Here is a 20046-nt window from a genome sequence, read left to right as displayed (position 1 = left end):
TTATGGATGAAATGGTCAAGGGTTCGAATGTATCTCTCGCAGCCCTGAGCGAGAACATCGGTTCGGTGATCGTCAGTCTGAGCTGGGGGAGCCCGACTGGCGAAGGGGATGCCGACGTGTCCGTCCTGTTGCTGGACGCAAACGGCAAGGTCCGCAGCGACGCCGACTTCTGCTTCTACAACCACCCGGTTGCCGCTGACGGGAGCGTGCAGCTTCTGGGCAAGACGCCGACGGCTGACGGAAGCGAGGACCGGATCAGCTTCGACTTGACCGCGGTCCCCTCTGAAGTCGACCGCATCGTCGTGGCTGCCAGCCGGTACGAGAGCGCTCGCTTCGGAGAACTGGATGGCGTGAAGCTGTCGTTGGCGGACGGGAGCGGTGAGGAACTTCTCCGCTTCGCTATCGACGACGCGGACTCGGTGAGCGCGATCATCTTCGGCGAGCTGTACCGGCGTGGGGTGGATTGGAAGTTCCGCGCCGTCGGCCAGGGCTACGACACGGGTCTCGCCGGCCTGGCGACGGACTTCGGCGTCGAGATCGAGGACGACGCGGCTGTCGAGGAAGTGCGGAACAAGGCCGCCATCGACGATCAGGCGGACACTACGGCACCGGCGTCAGCCAACGAACCGAAGCCACATGGGACGCTTGGGGCCTTCCCTGCCCCTCGTCAGCCTGACGACGAGGTCCAGCCGAGGAAACCGACCGCACGACCTCGTACTGCGAAGAAGAAGGTCACCGTACCTAAGGCGGCCAAGAAGACGCTGGCAGAGAACGAGTCGTGGAAAGAGGCCAGACTCTTCCCAGTCTCGGCGCTCAAGAGCGACCGGGACCGTGAAACGCGTGCGACCTCGGTGCTGCTGTCGGTGATGGCACAGGTGCCGGAATTCGGCAGGAGGCTCACCGCCGCGTTCGGAGCGCCGGCTGGCCGCATGGAGACCTTCACCGAGGTCACCTTGCCGCACAGTGACACCCCACGGCGCCCTGACGGAGTGATCCGGGTTGAACGGGCCGGCAAGCTGTGGACGGCGCTCGTCGAGACGAAGACCAACGGAAACGCCCTCAAGGCCGATCAGGTACAGGCATACATGGACATCGCCGCGCGCCGTGCCTACGAGGCCGTGATCACGCTGTCGAACGACGTCGCGTTGGAGGGCAGCCCGCTCGTCGATGTCAAGATCGACGGAAGGCGCAAGCACAAGGTAGCTCTCTGGCATTTGTCATGGGCGGAAGTCGCGCATCAGGCGCAGATGTTGATCCGGCACGAGGGCGTCGGCAATACGGCGCACGCCTGGCTTCTCCAGGAACTGCTGCATTATTTGCAGCACGAGAACTCCGGCTGCCACGGCTTCCAGAACATGGGCCCGGCCTGGGTACCAGTACGCAACGGAATCGACGACGAAACTTTGTGCCAGGGAGACTCACGCGCACTGGATGTCGTCGAGAGCTGGGAGCGGCTCATCCGCCAGGTCTGCCTCCGGCTGGGCGGCGAACTGGGGCAGAAAGTCCTACCCGTCCACCGCACCAGGCGGGGAACCGATCCGAAAGCACTCCGGGGCCGCGTCGCCGATCAGCTCTGTCTCGACGGGAAACTTCAAGCGGAGCTGCGCATTGAGGGAACGCCCGGCGTCCTGGCGATCAGCGCAGACCTGCGTACAGGAAAGCTCCGCACTTCCATCGAGATTCCGGCATCTGAGCAAGGCTACCGCCTGGCGTGGGCGAAGCGGCTCGTCCGGCGCTTGGCCGAGGCACCGGCGGATCTCCACATCGAAACCCTCATCGAAGGGGAAACAAGCGGCCCACGGGGAACGCTCGAACGGCTCCGCCCCGAGCCAGCGGACATGCTGCCCAAGCAGAACGGCACCCAGATCGTCGGCTTCCGTCTGTCCCTCGTCAAGACCATGGGAAGCAGTCGGGGCAATGCCGAGTCAGGCTTTATCCGCAGCGTAGACGATGCGGTACACCGCTTCTACACCGCCGTGGTGGTCCATTTGGACGGTGCGACACCTCGCCGAGCACCGTCTAAGGAAGGGGCGACGGGCTGAAGTTCAGCGAGCTTGGCCCCCTCAGACTGCACCCCGGCTGCGGTGATCGGGTGGTCAGAGCCCGGGTGAGCACGGTGACCGGGGGGCGGCGAACACGTAACGGAGCCAGCCGAAGCGCTGAGGATTGGGGACGCGTGAGCCAGAGGTTGGAGCTGGCGCGCTACCATCCCCCTGAGCCTGGCTTGGTGTGGCGGCAGGCGATTTGGGGGAGTGGATGGCATTCGCACAACCAAGGCGGATAGATTTCCCGTCTTCGGCGCGATCGCCGCGGCTGGCGATTCTGCGCCCTGAGCGTGGCTTACTTGGTCTGCTCGATGGTGACCGCACCAAGGAAAGGTCCTACTCCCAATCATGCCGTGAATGGCCCGAGGTCAAGTCACACCTCGCGATCCTGCTTGCTCCTGCCGACCAGCAGGGTGACGAAGGTGGCCGGGAGCAACCGGAGCGGATCTGGGGGCTGGGCATCGTGCGCCCTGCCCACCCGACTGACTGGGACCGGAAGGTCATCGTCACCCATGCACGAAGGGTTCAAGGCCTGGTGCCTTTCTCGGGGCTCTGGTGCGCCGGCGGCAAGCAGGACGGCACACTCGCCAGGTCGTTACCGGAAAGCGGTCCTGTCACGGTCGGCGCGGACATCGTGCTCGCCAATCTCCGGCGCATCTCCCCTGATGTCGAGGGGGAAGTCCAGAGGCTGTTGCCGTTACTCGACGACGGCGAAGGCTGGAGCGATCGGGAGCTCCGCTGGCGCGATGAGCGTGACGCTCTGCTGCTCTTCGCCAAGATAGCCGGATTGACTCCGAATGACTTCGCGCCGGTACGGGGCTGGGATGGGAAAGCCGCCCAGACAAGCTTCCTCAGCGGGCTCACCGGGACTGCGGTTCAGCCAATGTTCGACGACATCCGCGGGCGGGCAGCGGAGAGGTTCAACGGCGTCGGCCAGACCGTCGTCCAGGCGTTCGCGAGCGGCAAAGGCCGCCAAAGCTATGACCTCGAAGTCACGTCGATAACCGATCAGTGGGTGGTCGACGGCGGGGAGGGCTCCCTCGACGCCTACTACTACCATGTCGACACCCGGACGCTCGTCGTCCTGCGCTACCTGTGTCCTGGCCCGAACGGGCTCTTGTCGTCCGACGCCCGGCACAGTCTGGACGATTTCCTCGGCCGTGTTCACCGCCTGCCGAGATCCGCCCGACGCAGCGCCGACGATTACGGCCTGCTGGACGACCCTCTCTTTCTCCGCATTCACGAGCAGGTGCCCTTCACTGCTGCTCTGCACCGGACGAGCTCCGGTGCGATCTACCCCTACGGCCAGATTGCGGCAGCGGCCTCGGCCGCCGCGGTGCATGGTCTCCCAGGTCTTTCCACCGACATGCTCACCCGACACCTGGTGCCGACCGACTTCGCCCGCTTGGTGCGCGACGGCTGGTTCGGTGCGCGCGAGGTGCCCTTCGAAGTGGCCTTGGACTGGGCGGAGGCCACTGTCGAAACGGTCGGTGTCGCTTTGGTGGTCATCGACTTCAGCAGTCGGCCGCGTGGCAACGGCGCAGGGATCGGGATGCGGGCTCAGGGCATCGCATGACACCACCAGTGGGAAGGCAACCATCCATGGCCACCTCGGGGGCGAACACGCCTCGCCAGGTAACGCAGGTCCGCGAGCAACTGCACGAGACATTCGACGGGGTGATAGACGACAGCGACATCGCCCACTTCCGAGGGGGCAACTACGAACAGCGCTTCCTCTCTCGCGCTCTCGCAGCCCTCGCGGTACGACGCGTGGCCCAATGCAGTGTGGCCGAGGCGGCCCGGTTCGTCACGGACGGCATCGCGGACCAGGGATTGGACGCCATCGCCCCCCTGCCGGAGAGCGGGCAGGCTCTGCTCGTCCAGGCGAAGTGGAGCGACAAGGGCACGGCGACCTTCGACGTGGACGCCGCCAAGGCGATGGTGGACGGCCTGAACCGGATCGAGAACGAGCTGTACGACCAGTTCAACCAGCGTGCCGGTGCCCTGGCCCTGGAGGCCAGGCCGTTCATCGTCAACAAGAGAGCCACTCTGGTCATCGCGCTGATGGGCACCGTGGAGCCCTCCCCGCCCGCACGCGAGGTTCTCGACAACGCTCTCGACGAGTTCAACAAGCACGGCGCCCGCTTGAGCGTCGAGGTGCTGTACGCCGCAGACTTCCATGACCAGATCCATGCGGATCTACGGCCGGAGCCGATCTGCCTGGACGTACGCCTCGACGACTGGTACCAGCAGAAGGGACCGCTCGAGGCCTATCAGGGCACGGTCTTCGCCGAGAGCGTCGCCGAGTGGTACGAGACTCACGGTACCGGCCTGTTCGAGCAGAATCTCCGGGCCCCGCTCGGGACCACCGTCACCAATGCGGAGATCGGCCAGACCCTTACGTCCGATCCCACCAAATTCTGGCACCTGAACAACGGCATCACCATGATCTGCGACTCGCTCACGGCGAAGCACGACAGCGCCAAGGCACCACAGAGCAGGCCGACCACTCTCACCGTGATGGGGGCGAGCATCGTCAACGGCGCTCAGACGGTACGGGCTGTCGCCAGGGCCATGCACGACGACGGTGAGGCCGCGGCCCATGCCACTCTGAGCATCAAGGTCATCAACACGCATGAGGACCGTGAATTCGGCGTACAGGTCTCGCAGGCGGCGAACCGGCAGAACGCCATCGAGCAGCGCGACCACATCGCGCTGGAACCCGTGCACCAGGCGATCAAGGCCAACCTGCGCGCCGAACTACGCAAGCAGTACGTGATCAAGCGGGGCGAGCCGGTCGCTGCGCCCGAGACCGGTTGTTCACTGGACGAACTCGCTCTCGCTCTTGCCTGTCTGTACCCGGATGCCGAACAGGCCGCCCGGGCCGCCAGTTCCACGGAGAACCTCTGGGAGCAGGGTCCCAAGGGCAGCCACACCCTGCTGTTCAAACGCGAACCCTCTCCCCAGAAGGTGTGGCGTTCCGTGCTCACGCTGCGGGCAGCACGGAGCGCGGTCTACGAACTGGGCAGCGGGCAGAACAGCCGCGAGGCGGCAACCGCGGAGCACGGTGGCTTTCTCGTCACCTACCTGATCTTCCAGCATCTCGGTGCCACGAGTATCGATGACCCCGACTTCGACTGGGACAGCGAGGTCCTGGAGAAGATCCCGGCCCTCGTACCGGATCTCGTGCGTCGGCTGACGCACCAGCTCGTCACTCGACACGGGCCGCGTCCCCAGATCAGGACCGCCTTCCAAACCGCAGAGACATGCCGAGAGCTCGCGAAGCAGGTCCTCGGCGACCTGGTCGATGGCGTCGCCGTTCCCGCACCTCCCGCGAAGGAGCGCAAGCCGCGTCGCCCGAACACTGTGCCGCTCCTGGTCGACCGCCGTGTCATCAAGGACGGATTTCCCCTCCGATACGTGGCTCAGAACGAGCCCGAGCGTGACGCCATGGAAGAGTGGCTTGTCGAAGACGAAAGGCGACGCCAGGCGACCTGGGTCAATCACCGGACCAAGCCGATCCTGTGGGCGTACGACGAGCAGCAGTACTCGCCGTCCGGGCTGGTGTCGAAGATGTGGGCGGATGCCGAATGGGACGATCGGCCGGTGGCCAACCAGGGGACAGCTCGCTGGTTCCTCGCGGATGGCCCGAGCCTGTGGGGTTTGGTTCAGCGCATCCACAGCGAAGAGGGCGAGGACGAGGCATGACGGTACCGGCGGGACGTCAGTAGGGGCCTGCCCCCTCCGGGCGGTGCAGCCGGGCGAGGAGGTCGGCGATTTCGCGGGTCTCCTCGTGGTCCTCGCCGTATACGACGCACATGTCCTCGTGGAGGGCGTCGAGGACGCCATCGGCCTCGGCGCGGCGGCCCTCGGAGAAGAGAAGGACGCCGATGCTGCGGCGCAGGTCGAGAGCGATCTCGGAGGCGTCCGTGTCCGTGTCGGACACGACCTCCAGGACCTCCTGGAACTCCCGCAGGGCGGCGGTGGCCTGGCCGAGGTTGGCCCGGCAGTGGGCGGCGTGCCGACGGCACTCCAGCGCCTTGTCGCCGGCCGGTCCCGCCGTACGGGCGTAGACGGCGGCCAGCGCGTCGAACTCCGGTAGGGCGCGCCGGAAGTCACCGCCGGCCATGAGGACCGCCGCCCGCTGCAGCCGCAGGCCGAGCACCCGCGGGTTGTGTTCGCCGAGGGCGGTGGCCGCCGTGGTGATTGCCGCCTTGAGGACGTCCGCGGCCTGGGCGAACCGCCCACCCTCGGCGAGGTCCGTGGACCGGGCGTAGGCGTCCCGGATCGCGTCCCGCAGCGCGGTGTCGGCGCGCGCCGGGACCCGTACGGGAGCCGCTGGCTCGGGCGAGGGTGCGGGTGGCGTGGTCCGTCGCAGTGGTGCGTTCGGCTGTCGGTAGACCACCGTCGGGTCGGGCAACCCGGAAGGGGAGCCATCGTCGGCGAAGGCCACGGGGTCGGCCGCTGAACCCGGCGCCGGCAGGTGCGGCGACAGGCGCTCGTACACCGCGTACGCGTCGGCCGGACGCTGCTCGGGCACCTTGGCCAGCAGGTCGAGGGTCAGCGCCTCCAGATCCTCCGGCACCTCCGGCCGCAGGGCGCGCACCGGCGTCGGCTGAACGTCCATGTGCTGGTGCATGAGCTGGTAGTCGCTGTCGCCGCTGAAGACCGGCTCTCCGGCGAGGAGCTCGTGCAGCACGCAGCCGAGCGCGTAGAGGTCGCTCAGCGGTGTGATCTGCGCGCAGTCGATCTGCTCGGGTGGCATGTAGCGGCTGGTACCGATCCGGCTGCCCGTGGCCGTGAGCCTGGTGACGTCCGTGCGCAGCAGCTTCGCGATGCCGAAGTCCAGCACCTTGACCGTACCGTCCGCAGCGATCAGGACGTTGTCCGGCTTCAGATCGCGGTGCACGACCGGGATGGCGTGGGCGTACGACAGGACCGTGCAGATCTGCGCGGCGATCGACGCGGCCCAGCTCACCGGGAGCCGCCCCGCCGTGCCGTCCTCGGTGTTCGCGAGCACACTGCGCAGGGAGATCCCGCGCACGTACTCCATCACCAGGTACAGCCTGTCGTAAGACGCCTCGTCCAACACCGCGTCGAACACCTGCGGCACGCCGTGGTGCCCGATCCGTGCGGTGACGCGCGCCTCGCGTTCGAAGCGGCGGGTGAACTCCTTCGCCTGCGCGGGCGACGCGACGGCATCGGGCCGGATGAGCTTGACCGCGATCTCCCGGTCGAGAACGGCGTCGTAGCCGCGCCAGACCGTGCCCATGCCGCCGGACTCGATCTCCTCGATCAGCTCATAGCGGCCCTGCTCGCCGATTCTCCTTGCCTGCGCCACGCGTTGCGCCCCCGTCGTCCTGATGTCACGTCAGTCGATCGCTGTACACGGTACCGACTGGCGGCGGCGCGCGCTGCGGGCCCTACAGCAGGTGGTCGGCTTTGCCGGCCTTGATGTCGGTGATGAGGGTGCGCAGGGCTTCGAGGGAGTCGGTGAGGTAGTGGTCCTCTTGGCCGGCCACGGCTATGTAACCGTTGCCGTTGGCGTCGGTGCCGAGGCGGAAGCAGGAGCTGCCCTCGGCACAGAATGGGTTTTCCCAGGTGATGTCGGGCACTGGTGCTCCTCACAGTTGGCGTGCGAGTTCACGAATGAAGTCTCGGGACTGCTCTGGCGGCAGAGCCAGACTTTCCAACAGATCGAGTTGTGCTCGGTATTTCGCCAACTGCCCCTCGGCGTGGAGGAAGGTGGGTCCGTGGGAACTGTCCACCTGCACGGTATCGAGCTGCGGTACGGATCCTTCGATGTAGACGACGGTCTGCCCGGCTCCAGGGAAGGCGCCGTGGGTGAAGGGGAGGACGAGCACGGTGACGTTGTCCCGCTCGGAGACCTCCAGCAGGTACTCCAACTGGGCACGGGCCACGTCGGTACCGCCGAACTGCATCCGCAGTGCGGCCTCGTGGATGACAGCGACGTACGGGATCGCGGTGTCGCCGGTGATCACCTGCTGGCGTTCCGAACGCAGCGCGAGTCGCAGGGCAACCTCGTGCTCGGGCAGGGCAGGGACCGCGGCTCGGAAGATGGCCATCGCCTGTTCCGATGTCTGGAGCATGCCCGGCACGTGCACGGTGTTGGCGCCGCGCATGCGTACAGCGTTGCTTTCCGTTTCTGCGATGTCCAGCAGGCCTTGGGGCAGGATACCTCGGTAGCGCTCCCACCAGCCTTTACTCACCTGGGCCATCTCGACGAGCGCCTCGACGTATGCCTCATCGGTCACATCGCAGTTGCAGGCCAGTGTGCGCAGGCGGTCGGCGTTGATACCCCGGACCCCTGACTCGATGTTGGAGATCTTGCCTCGGTCCACGCCCAGTAGACCCGCCGCGAACTCTGCGGACCTGCCTGCCACAGTACGGATACGCCGCAGCTCACTTCCCAGTCGCTTCTGCCGTTCCGTGGGGGTCGTTCTTGGGGGCATGGGGTTCCTTTCATCCGGCGGGTGCCACTCGGTCGCACTCGGAAGCCGCCGTACCTCTCCGTGGTGAATTCTCTCGAAGCGCGTGGAAAATTTACCACCGCTTGCTCTACTGTCAGTATCGCGCAAGCTACACACCGCGATGCCGGAAGCGCACCGCGCGAGCACGCCCGCCTGCCCTGGGGCGGGTGTGTCCGCGACCAGGGCGGCAGGCCACCGGCGACCCCAACCCTTCACACAGCCGTGGAGTTCGCCATGCCCGAGATCCCCCTCGTACCTGCCCACTGGCGCTTCCCCGCCCACCCCACCTCCGTACGGCGGGCCCGGCACGCCGTCGCCGAGTCGTTGCCGTACGGCCTCCGCCCCCACCTCGGCGACGACCTCGGCCTGCTGACCTCCGAGCTGGTCACCAACGCCATCCGCCACGGCGCCTGCCGGGAGGACGAGGACTTCATCGAACTCGTCCTGTGGCCCGCCGACGGACACTACTGGCTCGCCGTCTCCGACCCGGGTACCGGCAAGCCCGAACTGGCTCGCCCGGACACGGATTCCGAGAGCGGTCGGGGTCTGATCCTCGTCGACAGCCTCGCCACCGCCTGGACCGTCCGGCCCCGCCCCACGCGCGGAACGTCCGTGATCGCGGGTCTTCCTTTCCGTCAGGGCGGTTGACCCCGCGGAGCCGTCCCCGGGGAGGGGCCAGAAGGCCCGGCGTGCGTGTCAGGCCGCCTCGTCGTCGATGTTCTCCTCCCGGCGGATCATCCGCCAAGCCGCCCGCCGCGCACTCTGGTTGAGCGACTGCTTGAAGCTGTCGTCGTGGCTGAAGTACTGGCGTCCCATGTCGGCGATGGTGTCGATGTGCTCGGCCATCTTGTCCTCGAAGACCTCGTCGAAGACGAGCCCGAAGTTCTCCTCGTCGTTGACGGCGGCGGCGCGGACCTTCGGGTCCGCCTTTGCCTCGTCGAACGGCGTGAGCACGTCCTGTTCCGTGAAGTCAGTGCCGAACTTGTCGTTGAACTTCTCGATCAGCTCCGAGAGCAGCGACTTCTCCTGCTCCTTGGCACCGCCCGCGCCCTCGCCGAAGCCGCGCAGCTCCGCCGCTCCCTCCGAGGTCAGCGCGAGGTCGTGCTCGCCGGTCTTCTGGATGCGCAGGTGACTGAGGTCGACATCCCCTATGTCCACGCCGCCGTCTCCGCGTCGCGGCAGGCGGTTGAGCAGGTGGCGGCCGTAGAGGTAGAGGCATTCGAGGTCGGCGTCGCGGTAGGGCACGATCTGCGAGAGGAAGCCGTACTTCCGGACGTAGTCGTTGAGGTCCGTGCGGAACTGCTCAGCGGCTTCCTGGGCGTCCTCGTCCGCGTCGCCCGCCTCGTCCTTGCGGTCCAGCAGCTCGGTGAACCGCTCCACAGCGGGCCCGAGATGCCGGTACAGCTCCGCGTGCAGCTTCTCCCATCGGGCCGCCGAGCCTGCCGCCTTCTCCTCGGCCGCCAGATAGGCGCTGGCGAACTCCAGCATCTCGTCCTCGACGAGGATGTCGGGCTGCATGACCTTGCTCTGTGCCGTGTAAAGGAGGTTGGGATCGGAGGGGAGCGTGTTCGCTTCCTCGAAGTACGGGCGGAAGGACTCCTTGATGTCCTCGGCGTCGTTGACGAAGTCCAGAACGGCCAGGTCCGCCTGCGACTTGCGGTCGGCTGTGCGGTTCAGGCGGGAAAGGGTCTGGACGGCGCTGATGCCCGCCAGCTTCTTGTTCACGTACATCGTGGTGAGGAGCGGCTGGTCGAAGCCGGTCTGGTACTTCTCGGCGACGACCAGGATGCGGTACTCGCGCTGCGTCGCCTTCCCGCCGGTGCGCACGGACTTGTCGTCTTTGCGTGTGTACGCGAACGCCTTCGGCAGCGCGGACTCGGCCAGGCCGCCGTTCTCCTTCGGCTCGGTCGTCTCCTTGCCGTCGTACGTCAGGCTGCCGGAGAACGCGACCAGGACCCCGGGGTCGGCATACGCGCGGTCGTCGATGTATTTCTTGATCGCACGGGCCATCTGCACGGCGCTGTGCCGGGAGGCCGTCACCACCATGGCCTTGGCCCGCCCGCCGAGCCGGCCAGCGGTGTGCGTGCGGAAGTGCTCGACGATCACCTGCGCCTGCTGGGTCACGGTGGAGTCGTGCGTGAGCGCGTACCGGGCGAGCAGCGGATTCGCCTTGGACGGGTCCACTTCGCGCTCGTCCGGGTTCTTGTTCACCAGCTTCCAGTACGTGTTGTACGTGACGTAGGTGCGTAGGGGGTCGAGGATGAAGCCTTCCTCGATGGCCTGGCGCATCGAGTACGTGTGGAAGGGGACGTACGCCGGCTTGCCGTTGACTGTGGTCAGAGTGCCGAAGAGTTCGAGCGTCTTGGCCTTGGGCGTGGCCGTGAACGCGAAGTAGGACAGGTTCGCGGCCTTGCTGCGCTGGATGGCCTTCCTACGGAGCTTGGCATCGGTGGTGGCCGCCGCTGCCTGTTCGGTGGCCCCGGGCTCGTCGGAGTCCGAATCCAGGCCCATGTCACGCAGCGCCGCGCGGACATCCGTTGCCGCGCCGCCGGACTGCGAGGAGTGCGCCTCGTCCACGATGATCGCGAAGTTGTGGCCCTGGATCTCGGTGGGGTTGCGGCGCAGGTAGTCGATGAGGGCCGGGAAGGTGTGCAGCGTGACCGTGATGATCTTCCCGGTCTCGCGGGACAGCGCCTTGGCGAGCTGGTCGGACTTCGCGCCGTGCTTCTCGTCGATCTTCACGACCAGACCAGCGGTCTTCTCGAAACTGCCCACGGTCTCGCGGAGCTGGGCGTCGAGATTGCGGCGGTCGGTGATGATCACGACCTTGTCGAAGACGGGCGCGCCCGGCTTGAGCCCGGCGGCCAGCGCATCGGGGTCGATCTCGGCCGGGTCGGTGGGCGTGTGCAGCGACGACAAGCGGTGCGCCAGCCACCCGATGGTGTTCGACTTGCCGGAGCCGGCGGAGGCCATGCCGAGGTAGTTGTGACCGGCGCCGTGACGGGCCGCGTGGTTGGCGAGCTTCTTGACGATGTCCCACTGGTGGTAGCGCGGGAAGATCAGCTTCTTGCGTGTCCGCCCGTCCGGGCCCTTCTCCTTGCTGAGGTGTACGAACCGCTCGATCAGGTCCAGCCAGGTGTCCCGCTCCCAGATCTGCTCCCACAGGTACGAGGTCGCGTACGTCCCGAGGACGGTGGGCGCCGGATTCCCCACGCCGCCGGGCTTTCCCGGGCCCTCCGATCCCGTGTTGAACGGCAGGAACCGCGTCGGCTTGCCCCGCAGTTCCGGCGCGACGAACACCAGATCCGTGTCGATGGCGAAGTTCGCGATCACGCGCCGCGTGAAGATCAGCTCGGTGGGGTCGCGGTCCGTGCGGTACTGGTCCTTGGCGGCCTCCACTCCCTGGCGCGTAAGGGCGTTCTTCAGCTCGGCAGTCGCCAGCGGGATCCCGTTGAGGAAGAGGGTGAGGTCGAGGCGCTTGCCCTTGTCCGCCTGCTTGGCTGCGTACTCCAGCTCCTTGACGAAGGTCAGCCGGTTCGCCCGGTAGTCGTCCAGCACCGCGTCCGACGCGACGAGTGACGGTTTGAAGTAGGCGAGCCTGATCAGGACACCGTGGTCCTTCACGCCCTTGCGGAGTACGTCCAGGACACCGTCGGTCGCGATGGCCTGGTCCACGCGCTTGGCGAACCCGGCCTGGGCGGTGTTGGGGTCCCCGCCGTAGAGGGCGATCAGCTCGGCCCAGTCGTCGGCTTGGGTCTTGCCGATGAACTCGAAGAGCTGGGCGGTGTCCAGACCGAGGTCGGGGCGGTAGTGCTGCCGGTTGCCTTCACGCCAACCGCGCTCCAGCATGGTGGCGACTATCGCGTTCCCGAAGGCTGCTTCGTCGTGGACGGGCATGAGCGGCTATTCCCCCCGCTTTCCGGTGATCAGGTAGGTGATGTCACGGCAGAACTTGGCGAACGAGGATGAGTTGGCGCGGGCAAGGTCGAGGTCCATGTCTTGGGTCAGTGCCGCCTGGTCCACGCGGGGGCGGTACCGCACCCCGTCGCGCCGGTGGTGGGTCAGCCAGCCCTTGCAGTCGCGTAACGTTTCGCTGTTGGCCGGGACCTCCAGCTGCTCGGCGAGCCCCGCCCTGCCGCTGAGCGAGGGCGCTGAGGCGAGGAACCACGCCTCGAACTCCCGGTTCGCCAGCACGACGGCCGTCCAGCGGTCCGGGCGGGTGGCCTCAGCCCGGGCCAGCAGCGACGGCCCGAGGCTTGCCGGGCAGTCGTCGTCTGCGTCGATTACGACCAGAATGCCGCCCGGGTGGTCGGCGGGTAAGCGTCGAGCCTGGGCCTCCACGGCGGCTTCCAGCCCGCCCGGCCGGACGAGTCGGCCACGGCCGACCAGGAAGGGCGGCTGGATGTCCGCGTCACAGATCTGCGTCTCGTACATCAGCCGCCGTAGCAGGACGGGCAGGGCGCTGATCTCGCCCTCACCCTCCACGACGGAGGCGATCGTGACCCTCGGGTGGTTCACTCCTCACCCTCCGGCTGCTCGTCCGGCTGGGCAGGGGCTTCGACGACCGGGCGTAGTTGGTCGGAACGCAGCAGTTCGGCCGTCGTCGCCAGGCCGTCGGCAACGATCGACCGGCTCACGGGGTCCACTTCACCGATCACCGTCACCCCGTGCTCGGCGGCGACCACGCGGATGGCCGACAGGTCGGCCTCCTTGCGGTCGAACAGTTCCGCGCTCTGCGTGGTGGCAAGGACCTGTACGTGCTCGCTCGCTTCCGTGAGTGCGTCGTAGAGGGCCCCTGCCGCGAGCGGGTGCAGCGCCAGCTCGGGCTCCTCGATGGCGATGAGCGGAATCCAGCCTTCACGGGCATCGGGCTGGAAAAGAGCGGTCAGCAGGCCGATGGCCCGGATGGTGCCCTCCGACATGGACTCGGCCCGGAAAACGTGGGGTTCCGTCTCGCCGTCGGTGGCGAAGTTGATCCGCGCCGCGATGTAGTCGGCGGCGGGGTCTGTGGGACCGACCTCCATGACACCGGGCACGATCACCCCCAGGTACTGCGAGACGCGCTCACGCTCCTGCTCTCCGAGCGCGGCCAGGGCCGGGCCGAAGTCGCCGCCGTCCTCGCCCAAGGCCCCGGTGGTTGGCGTGTTCGCGCTGGCCTTGCGGAGATTGGCCAGGTCAGGACTGTAGAAGAACATCTCTGTGAGGGCCCCGAAGAGTTCATCGAACGGCTCGCCCTCACTCAGGTGTGAGAGTTGCAGTCGTTTCTGGCGACGCCCCTTCCCCGTGCGGTCGCGCATCAGGAAGCGCTCCGCGTTCGCCCGACCCTTGACGCCCAGGCGACGCATCTCGCACAACTCCCGCTGGATACGGACACCAGGCCCCGCATCGCGCCCCGTCTCGGGGACGGTCGGCGGCGCCAGGGTGATCTCGTACCGCCCCACCCAGGGCTTCGCGTCATGGGTGATCGCCGGCAGGTGGAATTCCAGACCGATCGTGCAGGAGGTCGCCGGCTCGGGGACCCGGCGCAGCACCTCCTCCCACCCGCCGCGCGCCGCCACGGCCTCGGCCGGGGATTTCACCAACGCGTCGCGGACGAAGCGCAGGGCGTCCAGGAAGTTCGACTTGCCTGCGGCGTTCAGTCCGAGCAGGACGGTGAACCGGCCGAGAGCTACGTCGCAGTGAGCGATGGACTTGTAGTTGTCCACCCGGACACGGGTGATGAACGGCATCGGGCGGTGAGGCGCGGCGGGACTCATGGCGCGATCATTCCTCGATCCCTCGTCCGCTGGCGGTGGACACGTCGATCTGGTCGGTGACGGCGGCGGTGATCAAGGCTCGGCGGCGCTCGGCGAGGAGTTCAATCTGCCTGGAGATGGAAGCTTGCAGCTGCCCAGTTTTCTCAACTTGATCTGCGAGGGCCATTGAAATTCGAGTTTGGGATTGCTTGGGAGGAACGCGAAAAGTGAAGCCACCGATCTGTTCACCGCTAAGGTGAGGAACGGATACTCCGGTCATCTCAGACTCAACTGACTGGCGAAAGTGTGCGGAATCAAGAACCCATCGCACATATGACATGTCCACAAGCCCCTTAGGGCGCAAGCATGCTACTCGCTGCAGAAGTAGAGCGGGCAGGTCCATCTCTTGGATCAGAGAAATTCGCATGCCGCTGGAAATCCATGGGCGATCCATTCCCAATACGAGATCCCCGGCGCGTAGGTGGAATCGATCATGAATAGGCGAAGTCTCGATATCCCACGAGACGACCTCGCCCCACGTTAGGGATCCGGTGTCAATGTTTACACCCCTCAGGAGCTTCACCCCGCTTCCATCAATCAAGAATCCTGAACTGGGGAAAGCGTATCCAGGAATTACCTCGCAGAGGTGTGAAACTCTCTTCCATTCCCAATCCTCGGCGGTCTGGGACTCGCCGATCTCAGTGAGGGATTCAACGCTGCCCGCGACGATACCGTCCACGATTTGCGCGATGCGTTGACCGAGCAATTCTATCTGACGGTTTCGCAGCTGAATCAAGCGCTCGATTTGACTGGTCTCAGCGTCGAGGAAGTCGATGATGCGACGCTGTTCCTCCAGCGGCGGCAGGCTAATTGGGAGCGCACGTACACGTTCCGCACTCAGGTGGTAGATGTTCGCGCCCGATGCAATTGACGCAAATACTCCAGAGCCAAAAGCTGAGCGAGCCCACCACTCGAGGTATCGTCCATCAACGCCCACCCGGGGGCGAAGTCGAAGCAGAGTGTTCTGGAAGCAGACCGTGCCCTCCAACTCGCCTCGCCATACCGCTGAAGCACCTACGCTGCTGAGGCTCCCGCTGCCTTCGGTTACGAGGACATCGCCGGGTCGCAGTGCGAAGCTGCCCTGTTCGGCAGGGGTGAAGTTCATCGACTGAACGTCGGTGAGGTCGAGGGCACCGTCTTTTACGTTGGCGGCTCGCAGATAACGCACCATGTGTTCGCCGTCAGCGTGCTGAGGGGATCGTTGCCTTCCAAGAGCAACCTCCGCGGCTGAGCGGAGCGTCGTCGTGCTTGCCCCGGTCACTTCGTCACCTCCCCAAGCAGCTCCTGAATCTCGGCCTCCAGCGTCTTCAGCTCCGCGTCGATCTCCGCCAACGGCCGCGGCGGCTGGTACACGTAGAAATGCCGCGTGAATGGGATCTCGTAGCCGATCTTCGTCTTGCTGTGGTCGATCCACGCGTCCGGGACATGCGGCAGGACCTCCCGCCGCAGGTACTCCTCCACGTCCTCCTCCAGCGGCACATTCTCGTAGTCGCGCAGCTCCGGGTCCGGTTCCGCTTTGCCCTTGATGCGCTGGATCTCACCCTCCGGATCCCGGACGCCGACCGCCTCCCGCAGCGCCTTGCCGAACGGCGCGCCCGTAGGCCACGTCAGGCCGGCCGCGACGACCGCGTCCTTGAGGTCGATCCACGCGTCGGACTTCGTCGTCCAGGACTTGCCGACCAGCGGGCGCAGTGCCGCCGCGAACTCCTCGACGTTCGTGGCCCGTGCGATCGGCTTGGACGCGGTGATCGCCGCCAGCGTCTCCTCTGCCACCTCGAAGCGGAGCTTCAGCGGCCGCTCGACGGTGATCCGGCGATACCCGAAGTCCTCGTTGCGGAAGACCTTGATTTTCCCGGCCCGGTCGGCCAGGTCGTGGCCGCCGCCCTTCTCCGCCGCGTCGAGGACCGCCAGCGCCTCCGTGTAGAGCCGCGTGATCTCGGAGATGTGCTGCTCGCCCAGTTCCTTGCGCTTGTCGCCGAGGGACTTCCGCATCTTGTGCCAGTAGTCGCGCGCGTCCAGCAGGGCGACCTTGCCACGCCGGTCCCTGGCCTTGCGGTTGCTCAGCACCCAGAAGTACGTGGAGATGCCGGTGTTGTAGAAGAGCTGGTCGGGGAGGGCGACGATGCCCTCCAGCCAGTCGTTCTCCAGGATCCACTGCCGGATCCTGGACTCACCCGACTCCGCCGCCCCGGTGAACAGCGGGGAGCCGTTGAAGACGATCGCGATCCGACTGCCGCCCGACCCGGAAGGGTCCACCGGCTTCATCTTCGAGATCATGTGCTGGAGGAAGAGCAGCGAGCCGTCGGTGATGCGCGGCAGACCGGCTCCGAACCGCCCGCTCTCACCGAGGCGTTCGTGCTCCCCCTCGACCGCGTCCTTGACCTTCTTCCACTCCACGCCGAACGGCGGGTTGGCCAGCAGGTAGTCGAAGGTGGCTCCGGCGTGGCCGTCGTCGCTGAACGAGTTGCCGAACTTGATGTTCTCCGGGTCCTGGCCCTTGATCATCATGTCCGACCGGCAGATAGCCCAGGACTCGGGGTTGAGTTCCTGGCCGAAGACCTTGACCGTGGCGTCCGGGTTGAGGGCCGTGATGTGCTCCTCGGCCGCGCTGAGCATGCCGCCGGTCCCGCAGGCCGGGTCCATGACCGTGCGGACGGTGCCCGGCAGGGCCAGCGCATCGCTGTCCGGCGCGACGAGCAGGTTGACCATCAGCCGGATGACTTCCCGGGGCGTGAAGTGCTCACCGGCCGTTTCGTTCGACTGCTCGGCGAAGCGCCGGATCAGCTCCTCGAAGACATAGCCCATCTGGTGGTTGGAGACGATCTCGATTGGCTTGCCGTCCTCGCCGAGCACGACATTGCCGTCGGCGTCCCTCTTCACCGGTCGCAGGTCGAGGTCGGCGAACCGTCCGACCACCTGGTACAGCAGGTTCGCCGTCTCCAGCCGCTTGATCTGCTGGGCGAACTCGTACCGTTCCAGGACCTCCCGGGCGTTGGGGGAGAAGGCGCCGTAGTACTCGTTGAGGTACTTCGCCGCGTGCGAGGGGTCGCCCGCGATGGCCTTCAGCGTGTAGGTGCTGGTGTTGTAGAAGCTGTGGCCGGACGCCTTGCGCAGGAAGCGGTCGGGGTTGATGTCCTGGTCCTGGTAGCGGGCGGCAACCTCCAGGACCTTGTCCTTGGTCGGGGCGAGGACACACTCGAGGCGCCGCAGTACGGTGAACGGCAGGATCACCTTGCCGTAGTCGGACTGTTTGTAGTCGCCGCGCAGGAGATCGGCGACAGACCACGCGTGGTTCGCCAGTTCCGTGTGCTTACTGCTGTTCAACGGAGTCCTTCCGGTGTTCGCCGTCCCAGCGGGACAGAGACGTCAAGTCTGGTCGTTTGTGGTGCCGGGCCGCACGTTTCACGCCGATCCGTGACCGTCCGGCAACAGCGCGCCGCCGGTGAGGCCGGTGCCGAGGAGACGTGTGACTTCCTCGGCGGCCTGGTCGGCACGGCGGGCGGCGGTGCGCAGTTCGTGCAGACGGCGGAAGGCGGCGCCGTAGCGCTGCTGTTCGGCGAGCGGGAGCAAGGGAACGCGTAGTCGCCGGGGGTCCACCCGGACGAGGGATGTGCCGGTGGCGGCGGCGTTGACGTTCTGCTCCGCCGCGAGGAATCCGGCCAGGAACCATGGGTCGAGCCGACGCCGGTCCGGGCGGAAGAGGAGGAGGTGGGGCCCCAGGAAGCAGCCGGCCTCGCCCGGCTCGACGACCCGGGCCACGGCCGCGCGTCCCGCGCGGAGGATCTCCGTGAGCAGCACGTCACTTTCCTGGACCAGCGGCAGGGCGACGCCGGTGGGAAGGTCCGCTTCCGTTCCGGAGGCGGGCCGGTTCTCGAAGACGTCGGCAGCCGTGAGCGCCGGCCATGCGGCGGGTTCCGGCTCGGGCTGCGACAGCGGTTGGCCGCTACGGGTCCGCCGGGCCGGGGACGCGGTGTGGAGAAGGCTGAGAGCGCCGCCGCGCAGAAGGTCCGCAACCGTTGCGGTGCGCCAGTCGCGGGGCCGGTCGTCGGCCGGCGGCCATTCGCCCTCGGCGCTCAGGCCGACCAAGTGCGTTGCCGCTTCGCGGAGTTGGTCGTACAGCTCCGATGCCTGCCGGGCCAGCAGGGCGGGGCGGAGTGCTTGCCGGGAAGGCGTCCGGGTGCGGCGGGCCGGGGTCAGGTCCACGGCCTCGTCCAGGAGGTCGGTGACCGGCATGGCGGCGGCGATACCTGGGGCTCCCGTGAAGCCGTCCTGGTCGTCGAGATAGGGCCGCCACGCCGAAAGCACGGTGTCGTTGACGGCGTCCCAGTCGAGATCTCGGATCTCGGCGGCGGCATCGACGAGCAGGACCGTCCCCGGGGCTTCAGCCTGTGGCTCGGGGCGCTCGAGCACCCACAGGTGCAGGCCGATGTGGAGCGGGGTGGCCGCGCCCTGGGGAAGCGAGACGACCGCGCGGAGGGCTCCGTCGCGTACGAGCTGAGCCCGGATGCGCCGGCCGGCGGTGCGCTCCGCGACGGCGGGTGGCATGAGTAGTACGGCACGGCCGCGGGGGGTGAGGTGGGCCAGGCAGTGCTGGACCCAGGCGAGTTCCGGCTCGCCCTTGGGAGGCACGCCGTAGGCCCAGCGTTGGTCGTACGCCAGATCGTCGTGTCCCCAATCACGCACCCCGTACGGGGGATTGCACAGGACGGCGTCCGTGGTGAGGCCCTTGAAGGCGTCGGCACGCAGGCTGTCCCCCGTACGTACGGAGATCGCCGCCTCGGGGGCGCTCAGCCGGAGCCGCACGGCGGCCTGGGCGGCCTGGGCGGCCAGGACGTCCTGGCCGTGCAGTGCCGTCGCGCCAGCGGATGCCGCAGCGGCGAGCAGCGATCCGGTACCGCACGCGGGGTCGAGAACGCTCGCGGGGAAAGCACCTGCGCTGTCGGTCAGGAGCCGGGCCATGAGGTCGGCCAAGGGGCGCGGCGTGAGGTAGGTGCCGGTGCCCCCCGTGTCCTCCAGCAGGCGTTCGGCCAGGACATCCGTCGCAGCCTCGGCGCCATCCCTGACGACGCACTGCAACAAGGCCCTCAGCGGCCCGGACGCCTCGGGGCCGTATGCGGCGTCCTCGGTTCCCGGGATGTCCTGGGCTCCGTCGTCCGCAGCTGACCCGACCCATCGCAGCAGTGCGTCGTCACGCAGTTCGGGAAGGGCTTCGCGCTCTCTCCGGTCCAGCCGGGCAGCCGCGAGCACCACAGGGAGCAGGCGCAGGGCCAGTTCGCCGTCGCCGGGGTGGGTGCGCAGCGCGGTGCGAAGCCGGTCCGCCGGTGTGTCCTCGGGGAGTTGGCCACGGGCGGAGAGCCAGGCGCGGACGGCATCGAGGTCGTAGGTGGGGCTGGTGTCCGTGCCTCCCGCAGGGGCCGGGAAGTCCGGATGCCGACGACGCCAGTTGCTCACCGTGGCGCGGGTGACTCCGGCTAGCCGCGAGATGTCGGCGGCGGTCACGAAGGCACTGGCCTGCTGGTTCATGGGCTCCTGCCGGGTGACGTGGGGGCGGGCGTGCTGGACGGCTTCACCCTATACCGACACCCAACCGCTGTGAAGTATTTGACAGTGCTTTCAGTTGTCGCTCTACTGGTTGTGCTTTCACTCGGCTCCCGGCTTCCCCGGGCCTCCCGGGCTCCCCCCTGCCCACAACACGTTGATTCGAATGGAGCGGCA

13 protein-coding genes are annotated in these 20046 nt (G+C 67.1%); 4 read left to right on the top strand and 9 right to left on the bottom strand.

Annotated elements, in window-relative coordinates:
- Nucleotides 1-2: 2 nt before the first annotated feature.
- The 3 genes from PV419_RS07270 to PV419_RS07260 all read left to right on the top strand — a co-directional run bounded on the left by PV419_RS07270 (nt 3) and on the right by PV419_RS07260 (nt 5753).
- Nucleotides 3-2042, top strand: coding sequence for a TerD family protein (locus PV419_RS07270; RefSeq protein ID WP_319686908.1), 2040 nt, complete (start codon nt 3-5; stop codon nt 2040-2042).
- Nucleotides 2043-2256: 214 nt separating this feature from the next.
- Complete coding sequence (locus PV419_RS07265; protein WP_319686907.1) at nt 2257-3621, top strand: hypothetical protein; 1365 nt, start codon at nt 2257-2259, stop codon at nt 3619-3621.
- A gap of 26 nt (nt 3622-3647) precedes the next feature.
- The gene (locus PV419_RS07260; protein ID WP_319686905.1) at nt 3648-5753 is read left to right on the top strand and encodes an AIPR family protein; all 2106 of its coding nucleotides are present in this window, start codon (nt 3648-3650) and stop codon (nt 5751-5753) included.
- A 16-nt stretch (nt 5754-5769) separates the two neighbouring features.
- Here PV419_RS07260 and PV419_RS07255 read toward each other — a convergent pair whose 3' ends face one another.
- From PV419_RS07255 to PV419_RS07245, 3 genes are all read right to left on the bottom strand, one after another.
- Nucleotides 5770-7386 (bottom strand): serine/threonine-protein kinase, encoded by a 1617-nt coding sequence (locus PV419_RS07255; protein ID WP_319686904.1) that lies wholly within the window; start codon nt 7384-7386, stop codon nt 5770-5772.
- A gap of 82 nt (nt 7387-7468) precedes the next feature.
- Complete coding sequence (locus PV419_RS07250; protein ID WP_319686903.1) at nt 7469-7660, bottom strand: hypothetical protein; 192 nt, start codon at nt 7658-7660, stop codon at nt 7469-7471.
- Between the two features lie 9 nt (nt 7661-7669).
- A complete protein-coding gene (locus PV419_RS07245; protein WP_319686902.1) occupies nt 7670-8518 on the bottom strand; it encodes a helix-turn-helix transcriptional regulator in 849 nt (282 codons plus the stop codon).
- 252 nt (nt 8519-8770) lie between these two features.
- Here PV419_RS07245 and PV419_RS07240 point away from each other — a divergent pair, with 252 nt between their 5' ends.
- On the top strand, nt 8771-9184 hold the full coding sequence (locus PV419_RS07240; RefSeq protein WP_319686901.1) for an ATP-binding protein: 414 nt from the start codon (nt 8771-8773) through the stop codon (nt 9182-9184).
- Nucleotides 9185-9232: 48 nt separating this feature from the next.
- On the opposite strand, the gene PV419_RS07235 is transcribed toward PV419_RS07240, so the two are convergent.
- The 6 genes from PV419_RS07235 to PV419_RS07210 all read right to left on the bottom strand — a co-directional run bounded on the left by PV419_RS07235 (nt 9233) and on the right by PV419_RS07210 (nt 19854).
- Complete coding sequence (locus PV419_RS07235) at nt 9233-12433, bottom strand: type I restriction endonuclease subunit R (protein WP_319686899.1); 3201 nt, start codon at nt 12431-12433, stop codon at nt 9233-9235.
- A gap of 6 nt (nt 12434-12439) precedes the next feature.
- Entirely contained in the window at nt 12440-13054 is a 615-nt protein-coding gene (locus tag PV419_RS07230) for a DUF4276 family protein (RefSeq protein ID WP_319686898.1), read from the bottom strand.
- Nucleotides 13051-14292: an AAA family ATPase gene (locus tag PV419_RS07225; protein WP_319686897.1), complete on the bottom strand. Its 1242-nt coding sequence runs from the start codon at nt 14290-14292 to the stop codon at nt 13051-13053. The genes PV419_RS07230 and PV419_RS07225 overlap by 4 nt, the downstream gene beginning before the upstream one ends.
- 7 nt (nt 14293-14299) lie before the next feature.
- The gene (locus PV419_RS07220) at nt 14300-15502 is read right to left on the bottom strand and encodes a restriction endonuclease subunit S (RefSeq protein WP_319686895.1); all 1203 of its coding nucleotides are present in this window, start codon (nt 15500-15502) and stop codon (nt 14300-14302) included.
- An 86-nt stretch (nt 15503-15588) separates the two neighbouring features.
- On the bottom strand, nt 15589-17655 hold the full coding sequence (locus PV419_RS07215) for a class I SAM-dependent DNA methyltransferase (protein WP_319686894.1): 2067 nt from the start codon (nt 17653-17655) through the stop codon (nt 15589-15591).
- Between the two features lie 78 nt (nt 17656-17733).
- Nucleotides 17734-19854, bottom strand: coding sequence for an N-6 DNA methylase (locus tag PV419_RS07210; protein WP_319686893.1), 2121 nt, complete (start codon nt 19852-19854; stop codon nt 17734-17736).
- Nucleotides 19855-20046 lie beyond the last annotated feature (192 nt).

Source organism: Streptomyces sp. ME19-01-6 (assembly GCF_033793745.1).
GTDB lineage: Bacteria > Actinomycetota > Actinomycetes > Streptomycetales > Streptomycetaceae > Streptomyces.
Note: the sequence above shows the minus strand (reverse complement) of the source record. Positions and strands in the feature narration are given on the sequence as shown.

Excerpts from the sequence above, each read along its gene's own strand:
- PV419_RS07235 (WP_319686899.1), bottom strand. The coding sequence starts at position 12,433 with ATGCCCGTCCACGACGAAGCAGCCTTCGGGAACGCGATAGTCGCCACC.
- PV419_RS07260 (WP_319686905.1), top strand. The coding sequence starts at position 3,648 with ATGGCCACCTCGGGGGCGAACACGCCTCGCCAGGTAACGCAGGTCCGC.
- PV419_RS07270 (WP_319686908.1), top strand. The coding sequence starts at position 3 with ATGGATGAAATGGTCAAGGGTTCGAATGTATCTCTCGCAGCCCTGAGC.
- PV419_RS07240 (WP_319686901.1), top strand. The coding sequence starts at position 8,771 with ATGCCCGAGATCCCCCTCGTACCTGCCCACTGGCGCTTCCCCGCCCAC.
- PV419_RS07265 (WP_319686907.1), top strand. The coding sequence starts at position 2,257 with ATGGCATTCGCACAACCAAGGCGGATAGATTTCCCGTCTTCGGCGCGA.
- PV419_RS07245 (WP_319686902.1), bottom strand. The coding sequence starts at position 8,518 with ATGCCCCCAAGAACGACCCCCACGGAACGGCAGAAGCGACTGGGAAGT.
- PV419_RS07220 (WP_319686895.1), bottom strand. The coding sequence starts at position 15,502 with ATGGTGCGTTATCTGCGAGCCGCCAACGTAAAAGACGGTGCCCTCGAC.
- PV419_RS07210 (WP_319686893.1), bottom strand. The coding sequence starts at position 19,854 with ATGAACCAGCAGGCCAGTGCCTTCGTGACCGCCGCCGACATCTCGCGG.
- PV419_RS07225 (WP_319686897.1), bottom strand. The coding sequence starts at position 14,292 with ATGAGTCCCGCCGCGCCTCACCGCCCGATGCCGTTCATCACCCGTGTC.